Genomic DNA, 18,258 nt, shown 5'->3' with positions numbered 1-18,258 from the left:
GCGACGCACATGTCCGGCTCGTCCGCGACGAACTGCCTGAACCACCACTTCCTGTTCCCCCATCGCCCGCACCCGCACCACCGCCGCCCCCACCACCCGCAGCCACGCCTCCTTGCCCCCCACTACCCGGACTCCCCGCACCGACTCCTGCCGCCCCCGAGTTCGCGCCTCCTCGCGCGCCGCCCGCTCCCAAGCCTGCCGACGCGGTCCCACTTCCATCACTGCCCGGAGCCCCTCCGGCCTCCGCTGAACCCGGACCCTCAGCCGCGGCGGCAGCCACGCCGATTCCGACAGACGTCGACAAGCTATCGGCTTCCTGCTTACAACCTGGCGTGTCGAACATCGGGCAATCGATTGGCAATGCTTGCGCGACGATCATCTCCGCCGGACTGACCGGCGGTGCGGCAAATAATGCAGGATTAGTTTCAGCGCCCGCCATCGCCGCATACAGACTCACGGCAGCCGCCAATACCGCCTTGCGCGTCCCCAACGCCCGCGCGTCCCCGTTTTGCTTTTTCATTTCATGCTCCCCATTTTTTTATCGAAAGACCGGACTGGATAACGAGTGAATCTCAGCTCACTGTGCAAAATGAAACTTCAAAGCCCAGTCGGCATTGCCTCGCGTTACAGCGGAACGCATCGCATCCGGCATCTTCTTTCTCGCGGAAAATCCCGTTCCGATTCGAGGTGATCCGAGAGAAACGACTAGCGATGCGCGAACAAAACCGCTAACGCACGCATCAGGGCCTGATGGAGGCTAAAGTTATGCGGAGCGTCATCGAGTGACGGTGCGTTAGCCCACGCAATGCGATACCGCCGAGGCGTTTCCATTAATTTCGCAATGGGAATGTCGGCAATCGTCAATTGCCGGATTCGCGGATTCCGCTATACGTTCTGCTGCATACGCAATCCGAGCCATTACCTTTACTTCCGGCTTTTGCGTCGCCGAATGAATCGAATCGCTGCAACGGATCTCGCACCGCGAGTGCCGACACGTACAGGAAAATAAGTGGGCTATGGCTAGTCGGATCGCTTCGATAAGTACTTATCCGAACACAGCAGGTGGATTGCGATAGCGCGAGTGAGAGCAATCCCACAGACAGCCGACACCAGAGCGTTCCACACTGTTATCGCGCCATCTATCGTTGGACTTCGCCAACGCACGAGAAACACCGAGCCAATGAAAACGCGGACACGTCATTGCCAGGCGGCATGCCCGATGAGTTCGCCTCGCCGCTTTTTTTCCGAAGCATTCCCATCATCCACGCCACCGGTACACGCTGCAGTGACCGCGCGCCCCGCGGACGCTTGCTGCATGAGCTTCGCACAGCGGCGGCGCAAAGCGCGGGTAAACCTATGTTTGACTTAAGGATGCCGGCCCGTTTACTGAAACAGACCAAATTGCCCAACGCATATTCGTTTTTGATTTGATCGGCTGAATAGTGCGCCGGGAGCGTCTTCCACTATCTCACGAGGTGTGCCATGGCTCAGGTGTCCAGTAGCGCCATCGACGAACTGAAAACGGCCGTGCGCGGCGAACTGCTGCTGCCCGACGACGCGGGCTTCGACGAAGCCCGCAGCATCTGGAATGCAATGATCGACAAACGCCCCGCGATGATCCTGCGTTGCGCGGGCGTCGCGGACGTGCGCCGCGGCGTCGCCTTCGCGCGCGACAACGACCTGCCGCTCGCGATGCGCGGCGGCGGCCACAACATCGCCGGCAGCGCGTTGTGCGACGACGGCCTGGTGATCGACCTGTCGCCGATGAAATCCGTGCGTATCGATCCGGCGGCGCGACGCGCCTACGTCGAACCGGGCGCGACGCTCGCCGACTTCGATCATGAGGCGCAGGCGTTCGGCCTCGCCACGCCGCTCGGCATCAACTCGACCACGGGCGTGGCGGGCTTGACGCTCGGCGGCGGCTTCGGCTGGCTCAGCCGCAAATACGGCATGACGGTGGACAATCTGCTATCCGCGGACATCGTCACCGCCGACGGCGAGCTGCTCCACGCAAGCGCCGATTCGCACGAAGATCTGTTCTGGGCGATTCGCGGCGGCGGCGGCAATTTCGGCGTCGTCACGCTCTTCGAATTCGCGCTGCATCCGGTCGGCCCGCTGGTATACGGCGGCCTCGTCGTGCTGCCGCTCGATCAGGCGAGGGACGCCCTCGCTCAATACCGCGCGGCGGCGGCCGACATGCCCGAGGATCTGAGCGTATGGGCGGTGCTGCGGCTCGCGCCGCCGCTACCGTTTCTGCCGCCCGAAGCGCACGGCAAGCCGGTGATCGTATTCGCCATGTGCTACTCCGGCCCGGTCGACAACGGACCGCTCGCCGTCGAGTTCGTGCGAGGCTTCGGCACACCCGTCGGCGAACATCTGGGACCAATGCCCTACGCGATGTGGCAACAGGCGTTCGATCCACTGCTCACGCCGGGCGCGCGCAATTACTGGAAGTCGCACAATATCGGCGTCATAGAAGACGGGTTGATCGATGCGCTGCTCGCTGCGATCGACACGTTGCCGTCGCCGCAATGCGAGATCTTTTTCGGTCAGATCGGCGCGCAGACCAGCCGCGTGCCGGTCGAGGCCACCGCCTACTCGAGCCGCGACACGCAGTATGCGATGAACGTGCATGGCCGTTGGGACGACGCAAGCGATGACGAGCGCTGCATCGGCTGGGCGCGCGCGTTCTTCGACGCCGCCGCGCCGTTCGCGTTGGGCAGCGTCTACGTCAACTTCATGACGCAGGAAGAAGGCGGCCGGGTGGCCGATGCGTATGGCCCGAACTACGAGCGCCTCGTCGCCGTGAAAGGCCGCTACGATCCGCACAACCTGTTCCGTCACAACCAGAACATTCAGCCAGCCGTGCGCTAAAGGCAAAGGCCGAAGGGACGAGCGCCCTACACCGCGATCGTGACACCGGCGTGTCCGCCGCCATCCTCTCGAGGCCCGTGCGGCGGACACCAGCTCAATATGATGTGTCAGAATGCGCGGCTGTGGAACGCTCTTCTCGAACGGCTTATGAACCTGAATGTTGCGCCTGTCACTTATGGTGCGGATCGCTCGGGCCTCGTGTGCGGCTTCCGTTTTTCAGCGGGCGAGCCCGGCGTATCGATCGACACGGACGGCGCCGCCCAATGGCTCGCCGACAATGCGCGCGAGCACGCCGGCGTCGCTGACGACGACAGGAATCAACCCGTGCCGCAACCGTCCAGGGGCGACGGCCAATTTCTCTGGCTGCATTTCAATCTCGCGCACGTGTCCAGCGAAAAGTGGATGCGCGCGCATCTCGACCTGCCCGAGACCTTTTTCGAGGCATTGCGCGAAGGCTCGCACTCGACGCGGATCGAACATCAACATGGCGCGTTGCTCGCCGTGGTCAACGACGTGATGTTCGATTTCGAGCAAACGCCGTCCGACATCGCCACGCTATGGGTTTACACCCATGAGCGGATCATGATCACGGCGCGGCTGAAGCAACTGCGTTCCGTCGACCGCCTGCGCGCATCGGTGCGCGAAGGCGAAATCTTCGAAACGCCGGCCGAATTGCTGATTCACCTGTTGCGCGACCAGGCCGATCTGCTCGTCACGATCGTGCGCCGAAGCAGTACCGAGGTGGACCGGCTCGAGGATCAGTTTCTCTCCCGCAGAACCTTCGACAACCGTCGCGACCTGGGCGCGATGCGGCGCGTGCTCGTGCGCCTGCAACGACTGCTGGCGCCCGAGCCCGGTTCGATCTTCCGGCTGCTGGTGAGGCCGCCCATCTGGCTCTCGCAGCGGGACGTGCAGAGTCTGCGAGACTCGACGGAAGAATTCTCGCTGGTGCTCGGCGACCTGTCCGGTCTTGCCGAGCGCATCAAGCTGCTGCAGGAAGAGATCGCCGCGCGGCTCACCGAGCAAAGCAATCGCACGCTCTTCACGCTGACGCTCGTGACGGTGCTCGCGTTGCCGATCAACATCATTGCCGGGCTGTTCGGCATGAACGTCGGCGGCATTCCGCTCGCGGAAAACCGGCACGGCTTCTGGGTCATGGTGCTGATGGTGGTGAGCTTCACCGCGCTCGCCGGATGGTGGGGTTTTCGCCGCCGCGCGGGGCGTTGAGCGCATGCCGCGAGGTCATGCCGCGCGCCGGGCACGGGAACTGCTGCCCGGTTAACGCGTCACACGTTTGGCCCGGCGCGCTCGCGCGCGGCCTAGCGCGGACAGCAACGCCGAACTTCCTATAACGAACACGAACGCACCCGGAGAACAATCATGCGCAGACGACAATTCATCATGACCACCAGCGCGGCTCTCGCCACCGCCGGCCTTGGCCTCGCCGGCTGCACCACCACCTCGCCATCGTCCAGTTCGTCGTCGGCGGTGAATGCGAGCAAGCGCGACACGATCAATGCGGGTGTCGACTCCACGCTTTCGCGCCTCTATACGAACGTCAATGGCTCGCGTGAACTCGTCGCCAAGGCGCGCGGCGTGCTGGTGTTTCCCTCCGTCATCTCGGCGGGCTTCTGGGTCGGCGGCCAGTACGGCGAAGGCGCGTTGCGCGTGGGCGGCCGCACGGCCGGCTACTACAGCACGGTGGCGGGCTCGTTCGGCTTGCAGATCGGCGCGCAGTCGAAGGCGCTGATCTTCCTGTTCATGACGCAGGAAGCGCTCGATAAATTCCTCGGCAGCCAGGGCTGGGCCGCAGGCGCGGATGCCACGGTCGCCGTGCTGAACGTGGGCGCGAACGGCGCGGTCGACACCTCCACCGCCACCAGCCCGGTCGAAGCTTTCGTGCTCACCAACGCGGGCTTGATGGCGGGCGTGTCGCTCGAAGGCACCAAGATTTCACGTCTGATGATCTGAGCGAATACGCTCATTGCCGCGCGGCCGTCTCAGCGGCCGCGTGGCGTTTCAGGCGGCGGGCTTGCCCGCCTCTCACCAGGCGTCGCCCGCCTTCACGGCCGCAAGGGCCGCACTGCTGTAAAATCCGCGCCTTTCGCACGCTTGCCCGGCCATCGTCGTCTCAGGCCGAGGCAGCCATCCCATGTCGGGCCGCGTGCATCGCCACGCCGTTTCTGCGCCCGCTTCCCGTATCGTTGAAGATGAACACCGCTAGTCCCACTCGAAGTTGGCTCGCCAACCTTCCCGGCATCCGGAGCAATGTGCTCGCCGGTCTGACCTCGTCGTTCGCGCTGGTGCCCGAATGCATCGCCTTCGCGCTGGTCGCCCACCTCAATCCGTTGATGGGCCTCTACGGCGCCTTCTTCATCTGCACGCTCACCGCGCTGTTCGGCGGGCGGCCGGGCATGATTTCCGGCGCGGCCGGGTCGATGGCGGTGGTCATCGTGGCGCTCGTCGTGCAGCATGGCGCGCAATATCTGCTCGCCACCGTGATCCTCAGCGGCATCCTGATGGTGCTGTTCGGCGCGTTGCGGCTCGGCAAGCTGATCCGCATGGTTCCGCATCCGGTGATGCTGGGTTTCGTCAACGGGCTCGCGATCGTCATCGCAATGGCGCAGCTCGCGCACTTCAGGCAGCGCACGCCGCAAGGCGAACCCTGGCTGCACGGCGGCGCGTTGCTGACGATGTGCGGTCTCGTCGCGCTCACGATGCTGATCGTCTATCTGCTGCCGCGGCTCACACGCGCCGCGCCGCCCGCGCTGGTGGCGATCGTCGGCGTGGGACTCTTCACGCAGTGGCTGCATCTGCCCACGCGCACGCTCGGCGACATGGCGCACGTTGCCGGCAGCCTGCCGAGCCTGCGCATGCCGGACGTGCCGCTCGATCTGAACACCTTGCAGGTGGTGCTGCCCTACGCGGTGCTGATGGCGACCGTCGGCCTGCTGGAAACGCTGCTCACCTTCAATCTGACGGACGAGATCACCGAAACGCGCGGGCAGCCGAACCGCGAATGTCTCGCGCTGGGCGCGGCGAATATCGCCTCGGGTCTGTTCGGCGGCATGGGCGGTTGCGCGATGATCGGGCAGACGATGATCAATCTGAACTCGGGCGGCCGCTCGCGGCTGTCGGGCATCGTCAGCGGCGTGATGATCCTGATGTATATCCTGTTTCTGTCGCCGCTGATCGAGCGGATTCCGCTGGCGGCGCTGGTCGGCGTGATGTTCGTGGTCGCGCAGCAAACCTTCGCGTGGGGCTCGCTGCGGGTGCTCGGCAAGGTGCCGCGCAACGACGCGCTGGTGATCGTCGCGGTCACGATCATCACGGTGTTCACCGACCTCGCGATCGCCGTGTTGTGCGGCATCGTGATCGCCGCGCTCAGCTTCGCATGGCAGCATGCCCGCGAAATTCACGCGCATGTCGAGGATCACACCGGCGACAAGATCTACCTGCCGCGCGGCACGCTGTTTTTCGCGTCGACCACGCGCTTTCACGAGCTTTTCGACCCGGCCGGGGATCCCGGCCACGTCACGATCGATTGCAGTCAGTTGCTGCTTGCGGATCATTCCGCGCTGGCGGCCTTGCAAGGTCTCTACGAACGCTATCGAAAAGCCGGCAAGCAACTCCGTATGAAGAATCTCTCCGCCCGCAACCGGCACTTGCTGAGCCGGGCCGGTATCGAGTTCGCGTAGCTGTTATGCGAACGCTGACCAAACGTAATAGTCGAGAAAGATCGCGATAAGACTCCCCACGGACTTTTGTTTTCACTACATTGGACGTTTCGGTGCGCGGTCTTCCGGGGAGTCCATTGTGACGAGACGGGTCTCGCTTGACGATGAAACCGAGTTTGCAATCTGGAAGCGCCGCAGCGCGGTACAGCCGACGCTATCGCGCCGCGTGCTGGTCGCGCATCGCGACAAGGCGATCGGCGAATCGCTGGTGCTGCTGCTGTCGCTAAAGGGTTACGAGGCGATCTACGCCGCCGACCTGCCGAAGGTGAAATCCTTCATGAACCGGTGGAAGCCGCATGCGATCCTGCTCGATACGCGGCTCGACTCCGCCTCGGACTACCAGTTCACGCGCGCGGTGCGCGCCGACCCATCGAACGCCGACTTACTGCTGCTCGCCATGAGCAACCTCTGGCCGCTCGATCCGATCGGCTCGCTGAAACAAGGCGGTTTCGACGGCCACTGCCGGCGGCCGTGCTCGCTATGGCGCGTGGCGGATATTCTCGAAGGCTATTTCGCCGGCGCGTGAGCGGCTTGCGCGGCGAGCTTGCGTGACAAGCCCGAGTGACCTTACTCGGGCGCCACCGTCAGCGAAGCGACTTCGCAGCGGGGCCACTGCCGCAACACCTCGGGTGCGAGCAGCAGTTTGGCGGCGCGCACGCCCGCGCCCATCACGATCTGCGAGCGCTCCATCACCGCGGCATCGACCAGGATGCGCCAGTCGTCCGGCAAGCCGAAAGCCGTAATGCCGCCGAACTCCATGCCGCTATGCTCCACCGCGGCCTCGCGTTTGGCGAACGAAAGCCGCTGCGCGCCGAGCGCCGTCTTCACCGCGCCGTTGATGTCCAGGCGCAGCGAACCCAGCGAGACCAACGCCGCGTAATGTTCGGCGCCCTCCTTCCTGTAGCGGATCACGATCGTGTTCGCGCAGTCCTCCAGGCCGAAGCCGTAGCGTGCGCTGAATTCGGCGGTGTCCGAGGCGTCGTCGCTGACGGCGAAGACGGTCACACCGCGTGCCGGCAACTGGGCGACGACGTGCGCCGGCAAGTGCGAGCCAAGGTTCTCCGCGGCAATGATGTCGAGCTGCTGTACGAGTTCGTGCGAGTGCATGGTGATCAGAGGGAGCAAGGATTCCCGGCATTCTAACGGCACGTCCCGCTGACGGCGCTTGTTATAGTCACAGGCATAAGGCTTGCGAAAGGCAGGATGCGAACGCCGCGCCGAGGTAGTTCACCGCGCGGGCACGCCGCATCCGCCGCGAGGACGGACTCATCGAGAACGACGATCATGGATATCGACACGCTTTCCGCAGAGCACCTGCAACTCGTGGCACGCAAGCAGGCCAACTGGGCAATCGGCGCCTTCAGGCAGTTCTCCGAAAATCGCTGCGCCGCGATGGCCGCCAGCATCGCGTTCTACGCGGCCTTCTCGCTTGCGCCGACCCTGGTCATGGTAATCGCGGTGGCCGGCTGGTTCTTCGGCGCCGAAGCCGCGCGCGGCGAACTGTTCGATCACATTCACGGCCTGCTCGGCGACCAGGCCGCCGCGGGCGTCCAGACCATCGTCGAGAACGCGCATCACAGCGGCAGCGCGGGCGGCGTCGCGGCGATCATTTCGTTCACGATGCTGGCGATCGGCGCGTCGGCCACCTTCTCGTCGCTCAATAGCGCGCTCAATGTGGTATGGCCGTATACCGGACCGCGCTGGTCGAGCCTCGTCGCGCTGGTGCGGGTGCGGCTGATCTCGTTCGGGCTGGTGCTCGGCGTCGCGTTTCTGCTGATCGTGTCGCTGGTGCTCGATACGGTCATCACGTTCGTCGGCAAATGGCTGTGGGGCGACTCGCCTTATGTGGTGATCGGCAATCTGCTGCAACTCAGCGTCGGTCTGGTGGTGCTGGCGTTCGCCTTCGCCGGCCTGCTCAAATTTCTGCCGGACGCGCACGTGCGCTGGCGCGATGCCTTGGTCGGCGGAGTCGTTGCGGCCGTGCTGTTTTCGGCCGGCAAGAAGCTGTTCGCGCTGTATCTCGCGCACGCGGGCATCACCAGTTCGTTCGGCGCGGCCGGTTCGCTCGCCGTGCTGCTCATGTGGCTGTATTTCTCGGCCGCCGTGCTCCTGCTCGGCGCGGAGTTTTCGGCGGCGCGCGGGCGCATGCACGATCCGCGCGGAGGCTGGGGCATGCAGGACAACACGCCGCCCGGCAGCCGCGCGAAGCTCGCTTCGGTGCTGGCGGCGTCGACGGTATCCGCGGATGATGCGGCGCCACGAACGGGCGAGGCGGCCGCCGCCGATGGCGCGGCGCGGACGGTCCGCACGTCGAGCGCCGGGGCGCTTGCCGGCGCGTCGGCAGGCTCGGGTTTACGCGTGCGACCGCGCAAGCAAGGTTCGGCGGGTGTGACCACGGCTGCGGCCAAGGTCAGCCGCAGCGTTGCCCTCGCCGAGGAACAGGCCATCCGTGTCGCCGCGGTAGCGCTGCTCGAAGCCGGTCGCAAGGCGGCCGCGGCCGACCGCTACGTCAAGCGGCACCCGTGGACTTCGGTGCTGCTCGCAGCCGCTTCGGGGCTGGCCGCCGTGGCGCTGGCACGCCGCCGCCACGCGGACGAGAACACGCGTCGGCAATGACCTGCCGAGCCGTCGCTCCGCTGGTGAATTGCGCCAACGCACAACGCTGGAAGTCTGTCCAGCACGCTCATCAAACGAAGCACGCCGCCTTCTTGATAGCGACGCCAGCGACCAGGGCCTCCAGTTAGACGACTAGATTACAAACAACCTTCAAATCTCTACCCAAAGTGGAGGTAGTGCAGCCGCCACTGTCAGGAAAACAACAATAATGCTCAGTCAACGAATAACTATTGCTCAAATGGCAACAATTCTTAACGCGCTGTAAATACAAGGCTTTCCGCTGTTTGTCACATTTTGGCGACACTCTTTTTTTTCCAGTTCGTGCCGATAGAGCCGGTGAGCTATTCTCCTTTTCGCAACAACGAAACCAATCATCTGCGTGGAGAAATGGATGAAACGACTCGCACTGTCTACCCTCTCGCTGGCGCTTCTGAGCGTCACCGGCGTGGCACATGCTCAAAGCAGCGTTACCCTGTACGGTTTGATCGATGAATCGATCCAGTACGCACACAACACCGTCGACGCTTCCGGCAAGAACAGCAACCAGGTCGGCCTGGTGGGCGGCAACCTGCAAGGCAACCGTTTCGGCTTGAAGGGTACGGAAGACCTGGGCGGCGGTCTGAAGGCGATCTTCCAGTTGGAAAACGGCTTCGACATCAATAGCGGCAGGCTCGGTCAGGGCGGCAAGATGTTCGGTCGTCAAGCGTATGTCGGTCTGACGAACGACTCGTTCGGTACCGTCACGCTGGGTCGTCAGTACGATCCGGTGGTCGACCTCGTTCAACCGCTGACGGCTGACAACTACTTCGGTTCGACCTTCACCACGCCGGGCGACGTCGACAACAACGACAACTCCTCGCGCACGAATAGCGCCGTCAAGTACACCTCGCCGGTGTGGGGCGGCTTCCAGTTCGAAGGCATGTACGCATTCGGCGGCGTGGCCGGTCAAACGGGTTCGGGCCAAACGTGGTCGGGCGCCGCAACGTTCGCAACGGGTCCGTTCAGCGTGGCAGCGGGCTACTTCCGCGCCAACAACGGCAACACGCTGGCTAGCCGCACGGTGGCCGGCACGCCGGGCTGGAACGGCAGCACGTCGGACGGCACGTTCGACAACCAGATCAACGGCGCATACGCCGCTGCCAAGTCGATCGGCATTGCTTCGGTCGCTGCGCAATACGTGGCAGGTCCGTTCACGGCCAACGTGCGTTACAGCAACGCACAGTACAAGCCGGACGCGAACTCGGGCTTCGGTTCGACCGAGAAGTTCCACGTCATCGGCGCATACCTGGGTTACCAGGCAACGCCGGCCATGCTGGTTGGCGTGGGCTACACGTACACGAAGGCCAACGGCGACTCGAGCGCAACGTACCACCAGGCTTCCATCGGCGGCGACTACAACCTGTCGAAGCGCACGGACATCTACCTGGTCGGCGCGTATCAACACGCAAGCGGCCAGCAACGTGCTTCGGACGGCACGCTGGTCAACGCCGGCGCGGCAATCGGCTCGTATGGCTACAACTCGGCTACCAGCTCGCAAGAGATCGTCAGCCTGGGCATCCGCCACAAGTTCTAATCGAGCTTGACGGACTGCTGAAGCAACACGCAGTTGAAAACCAGCCACGGGCGAAAGCCCGTGGCTGGTTTTTTTCGTCCCGTGGTTGGGGTGCGCGCGGTGTGCACTGGCCCGGGCACGGCGCTTAACCTGAGGAAGCGCCGCTTTCGCGCCGCAAGATCCGCGACGGAAACAAAAAAGGCCGCCAGCAAGCCCTGGATAAGACCCGTGACGACCTTGATCCAATTCGCGCCGCCGAGAGCCGGCAAGCGCGGTCATAGTTAACCGGCTACCGCCGCTGCCCCTTGCCTTTGTCCGCCTGCGCCAACGTCTGCGCAGGCGTGGCGTCGAACTCATGCTCGATACCATCCGCGCCCACCGGCGCGCGGTGCAGCACTAGCGCCCGCTCGCGCTGCAACAGCGGCACATTGGGCGAAGCCTGCCAGTCGGGATCGGGGATCTCGCCGAACACCTGGCGCAGCCGCTCGCCCCACGTGCGGTGGATCATCTCGAAGTACGCGTTGTCGTGGTCGACCGAGACGAAACGCGTGACGCACAGCGCGTCCTTTTCGTAGACCAGCAGATCGAGCGGCAGCCCGACAGACAGGTTCGAGCGCAGCGTCGAATCCATCGAGATCAGCGCGCACTTGGCGGCTTCGTCGAGCGGTGTGGACGGCGTCAACACGCGATCGATGATCGGCTTGCCGTACTTGGCCTCGCCGATCTGGAAATACGGATTCACGGCCGACGCTTCGATGAAGTTGCCCGCCGCGTAAATCATGAACAGGCGCGGCCGGTTGCCGGCGATCTGCCCGCCGAGAATGAAGCTGCAATTGAAGTCGACGCCGAATTCCTGCAACGCCTCGGCCTCGCGCTGATGCACGGAACGCACCGCGCGGCCGATCACGCGCGCGGCGTCGGCCATGGTGGGCGCGCTCCAAAGTGTCGGCTGCGAAGCATCCACGGGCTCGGACAACTCGTGCAGCACCGCCTGCGTGAGCGACAGATTGCCGGCCCCAAGCAGCACGAGCATGCGCTCGCCGGGCTGCTCGAACACCGACATCTTGCGCGCGGTGCTGATGTGATCGACGCCCGCATTGGTGCGCGTGTCCGAGAGGAACACGAGCCCTTCTTCGACGGACATCGCGACACAATAAGTCATAGGAAGTACCCGCAAAAAAACGACTGAACGGCGCTATTGTAATGCGGCGCGCACGCGCATCCATGCCGTATTACGGCCTTTGCAGGTCCAAACTGAATGGTTGTGAGGGCTGGCGCTCGCCGGCGTCCCCGGCAAGCCGGGAGCACGCCACCCTCCGCGGCCGCCGGCCGCTATTGCGACAGTTGCGCGCTCACGGTAACGGACACCTTGAGCTGTTCTTCCAGCCCGCCGATGCGCCGGCCGCGCACCGGCGCGGCGGCTTCATAGTCGCGCGCGACCGCGAGCCGGCAGTAGATCTCGCTGGCAAACGCCGCGTGCGTGACGTCGACGGAAATCCAGCCCTTGCCTTCCAGCCACACGTCGACCCATGCGTGGCTCGCCGCATGCGGAACGTCGCCCGGTTCGATGTAGCCGCTCACGTAGCGCGCCGGAACGCCGCGCGCGCGGCAGCACGCCAGCATCAGATGCGCATGGTCCTGGCACACGCCGTTGCCGAGTTCGAGCGCCTGCGCGGCGGTGCTGGTGACCTCGGTGATGCCGGGGTTGTACTTCACGCGCTGCAGAATCTGTTCGGACAGCGCGATCAGATTGCTCGAACTCGCGAGGCTCGGCACGGAATCGGCCAGTTCGCGGATCGCCGCATCGGCTTCGGTGAGCCGCGTGGCGCAGGTGAAATGCTCGAGCGGAATCGGGCCCACGCCGTCGGGCAGATAGCCGTCGACGAGCGGAATCGTGTCCACCTCTCCCGACACGTGCAGACGAATCTCGCTATGCGGCTTGTTGATCACGAGCGTGTGCAGCGCGTTGCCGTAGGCGTCGAAGGTCGCGTCGAGCTTGCCGGGCGCGTCGATGCTCCAGCGCCGCACCACCTGCGAGGCGCCGCTCATCGGCGTCAGACGCAGTTGCTGGATCGAGTAATGGACAGTCGCTTCGTAGCGATAGGAAGTGTCGTGGCGGATCGTCAGGTACATAAAAAGAACTCCGTCAGGCGACTGGCAGCATCAGATAGGTACGCGCAACCAGATTGCCGAGCTCGAACACGCGAGCAAGGAACTGCGTCAGATAGGCGTGCAGGCCGGTTTCGAAAATCTGCCGGATGTCGGAGTACAGCAGTTCGGCGCGCAGCTTGCCGGCAAACCGCTCGCACTGGTTCGAGCCCGAGGTGCGCAGCATCGCCAGATTGGCGCAGACGCCTTCCAGCGACGCAAGCAGCGAACGCGGCATTTGCTGATTCAGGATCATCAGTTCGACCACGCGCGCCGGCGTGACCACGTCGCGATACACCTTGCGATAGATTTCCAGCGCCGACACCGAACTCAGGATCGAGGTCCAGTAATAGAAGTCTTCGAGCTGGCGCGCCGCGTCGCGTGAATTCGGCTCGACGTCGGCAAAGCGCACGTCGAGAATCCGCGCGGTGTTGTCCGCGCGCTCGAGAAAAGTACCGAGCTGCGTGAAGAAGAACGCGTCGTCCTGCAGCGCGGTGCCGATCGTCACGCCGCGCGAAAGATGCGAGCGGAACTTGACCCACTCGAACAGCGCGCCCGGATTGCTCGCGGCTTGCCCTGACGCCGCGCGTTCGTTGAATTCGAGCCACGTATCGTTGATGGTTTCCCACCATTCGGTGGTCAAGGTGCCGCGCACGGCGCGGGCGTTCTCACGCGCGGCATGCAGGCACGAATGGATGCTCGACGGGTTGGTCGCATCCGCCACCATGAAATCGAGCACGTGCTCGCGAGTCGGTTCGTCGTAGCGCTGCGAGAACGCGCTTTCCAGTTCGGAGATGCGCAGCACCGAGCGTTGCGCGCGCGCCTCCTGTTCGGGCGTCTGCGGCAACAGCAGCGCCTTGAGGTTGATGTCGAGCATGCGGGCGGTGTTCTCCGCGCGCTCCATGTAGCGGGCCATCCAGAAGAGGTGATCGGCGGTGCGGCTTAGCATGACGGCGTTCCGTATCTGATGACGCGGGACCTTTGCAAAGGTAAAGGGTCCGCGCTGGTTATCCGTGTGCGCCGGCGGCGCGTCGAGCGCCGGCCGGCGCGTTGGGCTGCGGGCGCGGTTGCGTGAAGCACTGCATGAACCGCCGCATGAATCGCGGCATGAAATGCAGCGGCACGGGCAACCGCGACGGCAACCGCGTCAGTCGACCATCCAGGTATCCTTGGTGCCGCCTCCCTGCGACGAATTGACGACGAGCGAGCCTTCCTGCAACGCCACGCGCGTCAGGCCGCCCGCCACCATCGTGACGGTCTTGCCGGACAGCACGAACGGACGCAAGTCGATATGGCGCGGCGCGATGCCCGACTCAACGAACGTCGGGCACGCGGAAAGCGCCAGCGTGGGCTGCGCGATATAACCCGCCGGCCGCGCGATCAGGCGCTCGCGGAACGACTCGATTTCGGCCTTCGTCGAAGCCGGTCCCACCAGCATCCCGTAGCCGCCCGCGCCGTGCACTTCCTTGACGACCAGTTCCGGCAGATGCGCGAGCGTGTAGGCCAGATCGTCCGGCTTGCGGCACTGGAACGTGGGGACGTTATTGAGGATCGGCTTTTCGCCGAGGTAAAACTCGATCATCTCCGGCACGAACGGGTAGATCGATTTGTCGTCGGCGATGCCGGTGCCCATCGCGTTCGCCAGCGCGACGCGACCGGCGCGATACGCGGTCAGCAAGCCGGGCACGCCCAGCGCCGAATCGTTGCGAAACGCGAGCGGGTCGAGAAAATCGTCGTCGACGCGGCGGTAGATCACGTCCACGCGCTTCGGCCCCTGGGTGGTGCGCATGAACACGTAGTTGTCGTCGACGAAGAGATCCTTGCCTTCCACCAGTTCCACGCCCATCTGCTGCGCAAGGAACGTGTGCTCGAAATACGCGGAGTTGTACATGCCCGGCGTGAGCACGACCACGACCGGATCGTCGACGCCTTCCGGCGCGACGGAGCGCAACGTGTCGAGCAGCAGATCGGGATAATGCGCGACCGGCGCGATGCGGTTCTGCACGAACAGTTCGGGGAACAGCCGCATCATCATCTTGCGGTTTTCGAGCATGTACGACACGCCCGACGGCACCCGCAGGTTGTCTTCGAGCACGTAGAACGCACCGTCGTCGCCCGCGCGCACCACGTCGACGCCGGCGATATGCGCGTAAACACCGAGCGGCACGTCCACGCCCTGCATCTCCGGCCGGTACTGCGCGTTGGTATAAACCTGCTCGGCCGGCACGATGCCGGCGCGCACGATATTGCGCTCGTGATAGACGTCGTGGATGAACAGATTGAGTGCCCGCACCCGTTGGCGCAAACCGGCTTCGAGTGTCTGCCATTCGCTGCGCGGAATGATGCGCGGAATCAGATCGAAGGGAATCAGCCGTTCGGTGCCCGACAGGTCGCCGTTCACCGCGAAGGTGATGCCGACCCGGCGAAACAGCAGGTCGGCTTCCGCGCGCTTGCGCGCGATCGCTTCATTACCCTGCTTCACCAGCCATCGCTCGAAGCGTGCGTAGTGTGGCCGCACGGCATCGTCGTGATGACGCATCTCGTCATAGCATCGCATGTCACGCCCCGCTCTTGTTGTCGGATAGAAGGCGAATGCGCTGCGCATTCGGTGTTCGACAATCGTTGAAGCAAGCGCTATGCCATTGGGCTTGCCCGCGCGTGAAACGCTGACTATGCACGCGAACAGCGCATCCGACCGGCATGGCCCTCGTCGCCATCGTACTGCGGCGGCCCATGATGCGCTAGTACGGTGCATCCCCGGCGACGGCGGTGCGCGCTCAGGAGAATGCATCCTGGCGCGGCGGCGGAATTCGCAAGCTGCTTCGCACGCGCATGAAAAATCCCCGTGGATTTGCACCCACGGGGATTCGGACAGCTTCTTGCACCAGGGATCGGCTCAAGCGTTAAGCAACTTAACTTCGCAATGTTAACCTCGCGACGTTAACAACGTTAAGCGAAGGTTAAGCGAAGGTTAAGCGCCGTGGCGTTAACCCCCTGCCAACGCATGAAGCGCGATCAGCCTGCGGCAGCGTCTTTCAGTTTCTTCAGCGGACGTGCCTTGATGCGCACGCTAGCCGGCTTGGCCGGGAACCAACGCTCTTCGCCCGAGAACGGGTCCTTGCCGAAGCGGCGCTTCTTCGCCGGCACGGCTTGCACGACGATCTTCAGAAGACCCGACAGCGTGAATTCGCCAGCGCCCTTCTTGTGCACGGCGCCGAGGATCGTGTCTTCGAGCGCGGCCAGCACGGCCTTGGCAGCCTTCGGTTCCACCGCGGCGCGTTCAGCGACGTGTGCAGCCAGCGAGGCCTTCGTGAAGGTGTCCTTGATCGGCGACGGTGCGCTGGACGCCTTCACGGCGACCTTCTTAGCTGCGACGGCTTTCTTCGCAGGGGCTTTCTTTGCAGCAACCTTTTTGGTCGGTACCGGGGCAGCCTTCTTGGCCACCTTTTTTGCGGAAGTCGGCATGTTTCTCCTACCTGTTGTGGTCAGTGAATTGCACGAAGCGCACACGGTATGTGCACGCTTCAACGCCGGATTCTACAAGCGCTCGCACGATTTGCGCGACTCTTTTATGTATAACGGCCAAGGTTTGTTGCGTGGCGCAGACTGCGCAACGCATTTTGAGGCTTGTTTTAGCGGGTAAACCGGTCCGTTAGCGAATCTCGCGAGGTCGGCGATACGAACTCGTAACGCGCGTTACAAGCCATTTCACCGCATGAATAGCGGTGTTTTCTTCGCGAGACGATCAGCGCACAAGGCGCGGAAGTATCTGCGCGAGCCTCGTGAGCGCCGCGTCGATGTGCTCCACGGCGATGGCGCCATAGCCGAATATCAAGCCTGCCTGCGGCTTCACGCGCTGATAAAACGGCGCGATTCCGTACAGACCGATCGACGCTTCACGCGCCGCGCCCACGACCGCCTGCTCCGTCAACGGCGCTCTTAGGCGCGCAGCCATGTGGATACCGGCCGTCGGCACGATCGGTTCCAGCCACGGCGCGAGGCCGCCGCGCAGATGCTCCAGCAACATCGCGCGCCGCGCCGCATACGCCTTGTGCGTGCGCCGCAGATGCTTGGCGAAGTCGCCGTTGAGCATGAAAGACGCAAGCGCGGTTTGCGTGAGCGTGCAGCCGTGCCAGTCCGCGATCTGCCGCGCCTTGAAGAGCGCGCCGAACAGCGAAGCCGGCGGCACCATGTAGCCGACCCGCAACTCGGGAAAGATCGTCTTCGAAAACGTGCCGACGTAGGCGACGAGCCCGGCGCGATCGAGGCTTTTCAGCGGCTCCATCGGACGGCCCTCGAAACGGTACTCGCAGTCGTAGTCGTCCTCGATGATCACCGCGCCGCGTTTCTGCGCCCATTCGAGCAACTCGACGCGCCGCTCCAGACTCATCGGCATGCCGAGCGGAAACTGATGCGAAGGGGTCACGTAGACGAGCCGCGCCTTGTCCGGCAGCTTGCTCACGATCAGCCCTTCGCCATCCACCGGCACCGGCGCGACGCGCGCGCCCGTGGCTTTGAAACACGCGAGCGCCGGCGGATAGCCGGGGTCTTCGACAGCCGCGATCTCGCCGGGGCGCAACGTGATGCGCGCCATCAGATCGAGTGCGTGCTGCGCGCCTTGCGTCACGATCACGTCTTCCCAGTTGCTCGACACCGCGCGGTTGAACGCGAGGTAGCGCGAGATCGCGAGGCGCAACTCCTGCTCGCCCGCCGCATCGCGATAGGTGCCCGGCGCGCGCGCTTGCGCACGCAACGCGTGATTCACGCAGCGGCGCCAGACGTCGAAGGGAAACAGCGTCTTGTCCGTCGCGCCGCCGACGAAGTCTTGCGGCGACCTCACCGAAGGTCGCGGCAACGGCAGGGTCTCGGGCATCGCTTCCCACAGCGGTTGCGCGCGCGCCGCGCCCTTCGCCCTCGCCTTGGCCCGTTCGCGGGCCGCTTCGGCGGCCCGCGCGTGCGGCGAGCGCTCCGAGGGCAGACGCTCCAGGCCGTCGGCGACGAAGGTGCCCGAACCCGCGCGAGCGCTGAGATAGCCCTCGGACAGAAGCCGCTCGAATACGTCGAGCGTGGTCTTGCGCGACACGCCCAGTTGCGTGGCGAGATCGCGCGTGGACGGCAAGCGCGTGCCGCCGGCAAGACGTCCTTCGAGAATGCCGGCGCGCAACTGCCGATAAATCTGTCCCGACAGATCGTGATGCCCTTCGACGGCGATGTGGATTTCCATTTGAGTGGTTACCTCGAATATCCAGAAAATGGTTATTCCGAAAGACCAATGGCGATCGTAAGCTTACCTCCGTCGTCGCGCCACGAGCGGACATTTACGAAAGGAGA

At 64.1% G+C, this 18,258-nt stretch carries 14 protein-coding genes; 7 read left to right on the top strand and 7 right to left on the bottom strand.

From position 1 onward, the window contains the following. The first annotated feature begins 1,482 nt into the window (after nt 1–1,482). The 5 genes from ACTJLC_RS29310 to ACTJLC_RS29290 all read left to right on the top strand — a co-directional run bounded on the left by ACTJLC_RS29310 (nt 1,483) and on the right by ACTJLC_RS29290 (nt 7,137). The gene (locus ACTJLC_RS29310) at nt 1,483–2,874 is read left to right on the top strand and encodes an FAD-binding oxidoreductase (RefSeq protein WP_114163841.1); all 1,392 of its coding nucleotides are present in this window, start codon (nt 1,483–1,485) and stop codon (nt 2,872–2,874) included. Between the two features lie 147 nt (nt 2,875–3,021). After that, nucleotides 3,022–4,101 carry a transporter gene (locus tag ACTJLC_RS29305; protein WP_073432478.1) on the top strand — a complete coding sequence of 360 codons (1,080 nt, stop codon included), beginning with the start codon at nt 3,022–3,024 and terminating at the stop codon, nt 4,099–4,101. Nucleotides 4,102–4,254: 153 nt separating this feature from the next. Then, on the top strand, nt 4,255–4,845 hold the full coding sequence (locus ACTJLC_RS29300; RefSeq protein ID WP_073432479.1) for a BPSL1445 family SYLF domain-containing lipoprotein: 591 nt from the start codon (nt 4,255–4,257) through the stop codon (nt 4,843–4,845). 239 nt (nt 4,846–5,084) lie between these two features. Further along, nucleotides 5,085–6,572 carry a SulP family inorganic anion transporter gene (locus tag ACTJLC_RS29295; RefSeq protein WP_436263967.1) on the top strand — a complete coding sequence of 496 codons (1,488 nt, stop codon included), beginning with the start codon at nt 5,085–5,087 and terminating at the stop codon, nt 6,570–6,572. Nucleotides 6,573–6,690: 118 nt separating this feature from the next. Further along, nucleotides 6,691–7,137 (top strand): histidine kinase, encoded by a 447-nt coding sequence (locus ACTJLC_RS29290; protein ID WP_073432481.1) that lies wholly within the window; start codon nt 6,691–6,693, stop codon nt 7,135–7,137. A 41-nt stretch (nt 7,138–7,178) separates the two neighbouring features. On the opposite strand, the gene ACTJLC_RS29285 is transcribed toward ACTJLC_RS29290, so the two are convergent. After that, nucleotides 7,179–7,718: a YbaK/EbsC family protein gene (locus ACTJLC_RS29285; RefSeq protein WP_244746109.1), complete on the bottom strand. Its 540-nt coding sequence runs from the start codon at nt 7,716–7,718 to the stop codon at nt 7,179–7,181. A gap of 177 nt (nt 7,719–7,895) precedes the next feature. Between ACTJLC_RS29285 and ACTJLC_RS29280 the strand changes: the two genes are divergently transcribed. Together ACTJLC_RS29280 and ACTJLC_RS29275 are read left to right on the top strand one after the other, a co-directional pair. Continuing rightward, nucleotides 7,896–9,227, top strand: a complete 1,332-nt coding sequence (locus ACTJLC_RS29280; protein ID WP_244745955.1) for a YihY/virulence factor BrkB family protein — start codon at nt 7,896–7,898, stop codon at nt 9,225–9,227. Nucleotides 9,228–9,618: 391 nt separating this feature from the next. Next, entirely contained in the window at nt 9,619–10,800 is a 1,182-nt protein-coding gene (locus ACTJLC_RS29275; RefSeq protein WP_073432483.1) for a porin, read from the top strand. Between the two features lie 268 nt (nt 10,801–11,068). Here ACTJLC_RS29275 and ACTJLC_RS29270 read toward each other — a convergent pair whose 3' ends face one another. The 6 genes from ACTJLC_RS29270 to pdxR all read right to left on the bottom strand — a co-directional run bounded on the left by ACTJLC_RS29270 (nt 11,069) and on the right by pdxR (nt 18,151). Then, a complete protein-coding gene (locus ACTJLC_RS29270; protein WP_073432484.1) occupies nt 11,069–11,941 on the bottom strand; it encodes a proteasome-type protease in 873 nt (290 codons plus the stop codon). A 170-nt stretch (nt 11,942–12,111) separates the two neighbouring features. Further along, nucleotides 12,112–12,912: a transglutaminase family protein gene (locus ACTJLC_RS29265; protein WP_073432485.1), complete on the bottom strand. Its 801-nt coding sequence runs from the start codon at nt 12,910–12,912 to the stop codon at nt 12,112–12,114. Between the two features lie 13 nt (nt 12,913–12,925). Next, entirely contained in the window at nt 12,926–13,876 is a 951-nt protein-coding gene (locus ACTJLC_RS29260; protein WP_073432486.1) for an alpha-E domain-containing protein, read from the bottom strand. Nucleotides 13,877–14,074: 198 nt separating this feature from the next. After that, on the bottom strand, nt 14,075–15,484 hold the full coding sequence (locus tag ACTJLC_RS29255; protein ID WP_073432497.1) for a circularly permuted type 2 ATP-grasp protein: 1,410 nt from the start codon (nt 15,482–15,484) through the stop codon (nt 14,075–14,077). A 458-nt stretch (nt 15,485–15,942) separates the two neighbouring features. After that, on the bottom strand, nt 15,943–16,392 hold the full coding sequence (locus tag ACTJLC_RS29250; RefSeq protein ID WP_073432487.1) for an HU family DNA-binding protein: 450 nt from the start codon (nt 16,390–16,392) through the stop codon (nt 15,943–15,945). A 280-nt stretch (nt 16,393–16,672) separates the two neighbouring features. Beyond that, complete coding sequence (pdxR, locus tag ACTJLC_RS29245; protein ID WP_244745951.1) at nt 16,673–18,151, bottom strand: MocR-like pyridoxine biosynthesis transcription factor PdxR; 1,479 nt, start codon at nt 18,149–18,151, stop codon at nt 16,673–16,675. Nucleotides 18,152–18,258 lie beyond the last annotated feature (107 nt).

The organism is Paraburkholderia sp. 22099 (genome assembly GCF_052045835.1).
GTDB classification, from domain to species: domain Bacteria; phylum Pseudomonadota; class Gammaproteobacteria; order Burkholderiales; family Burkholderiaceae; genus Paraburkholderia; species Paraburkholderia terricola.
This window is presented reverse-complemented; position numbering and strand designations above follow the sequence as displayed.

Excerpts from the sequence above, each read along its gene's own strand:
- ACTJLC_RS29265 (WP_073432485.1), bottom strand. The coding sequence starts at position 12,912 with ATGTACCTGACGATCCGCCACGACACTTCCTATCGCTACGAAGCGACT.
- ACTJLC_RS29295 (WP_436263967.1), top strand. The coding sequence starts at position 5,085 with ATGAACACCGCTAGTCCCACTCGAAGTTGGCTCGCCAACCTTCCCGGC.
- ACTJLC_RS29280 (WP_244745955.1), top strand. The coding sequence starts at position 7,896 with ATGGATATCGACACGCTTTCCGCAGAGCACCTGCAACTCGTGGCACGC.
- ACTJLC_RS29310 (WP_114163841.1), top strand. The coding sequence starts at position 1,483 with ATGGCTCAGGTGTCCAGTAGCGCCATCGACGAACTGAAAACGGCCGTG.
- pdxR (WP_244745951.1), bottom strand. The coding sequence starts at position 18,151 with ATGGAAATCCACATCGCCGTCGAAGGGCATCACGATCTGTCGGGACAG.
- ACTJLC_RS29285 (WP_244746109.1), bottom strand. The coding sequence starts at position 7,718 with ATGCACTCGCACGAACTCGTACAGCAGCTCGACATCATTGCCGCGGAG.
- ACTJLC_RS29275 (WP_073432483.1), top strand. The coding sequence starts at position 9,619 with ATGAAACGACTCGCACTGTCTACCCTCTCGCTGGCGCTTCTGAGCGTC.
- ACTJLC_RS29255 (WP_073432497.1), bottom strand. The coding sequence starts at position 15,484 with ATGCGATGCTATGACGAGATGCGTCATCACGACGATGCCGTGCGGCCA.
- ACTJLC_RS29300 (WP_073432479.1), top strand. The coding sequence starts at position 4,255 with ATGCGCAGACGACAATTCATCATGACCACCAGCGCGGCTCTCGCCACC.
- ACTJLC_RS29305 (WP_073432478.1), top strand. The coding sequence starts at position 3,022 with ATGAACCTGAATGTTGCGCCTGTCACTTATGGTGCGGATCGCTCGGGC.
- ACTJLC_RS29250 (WP_073432487.1), bottom strand. The coding sequence starts at position 16,392 with ATGCCGACTTCCGCAAAAAAGGTGGCCAAGAAGGCTGCCCCGGTACCG.
- ACTJLC_RS29270 (WP_073432484.1), bottom strand. The coding sequence starts at position 11,941 with ATGACTTATTGTGTCGCGATGTCCGTCGAAGAAGGGCTCGTGTTCCTC.
- ACTJLC_RS29260 (WP_073432486.1), bottom strand. The coding sequence starts at position 13,876 with ATGCTAAGCCGCACCGCCGATCACCTCTTCTGGATGGCCCGCTACATG.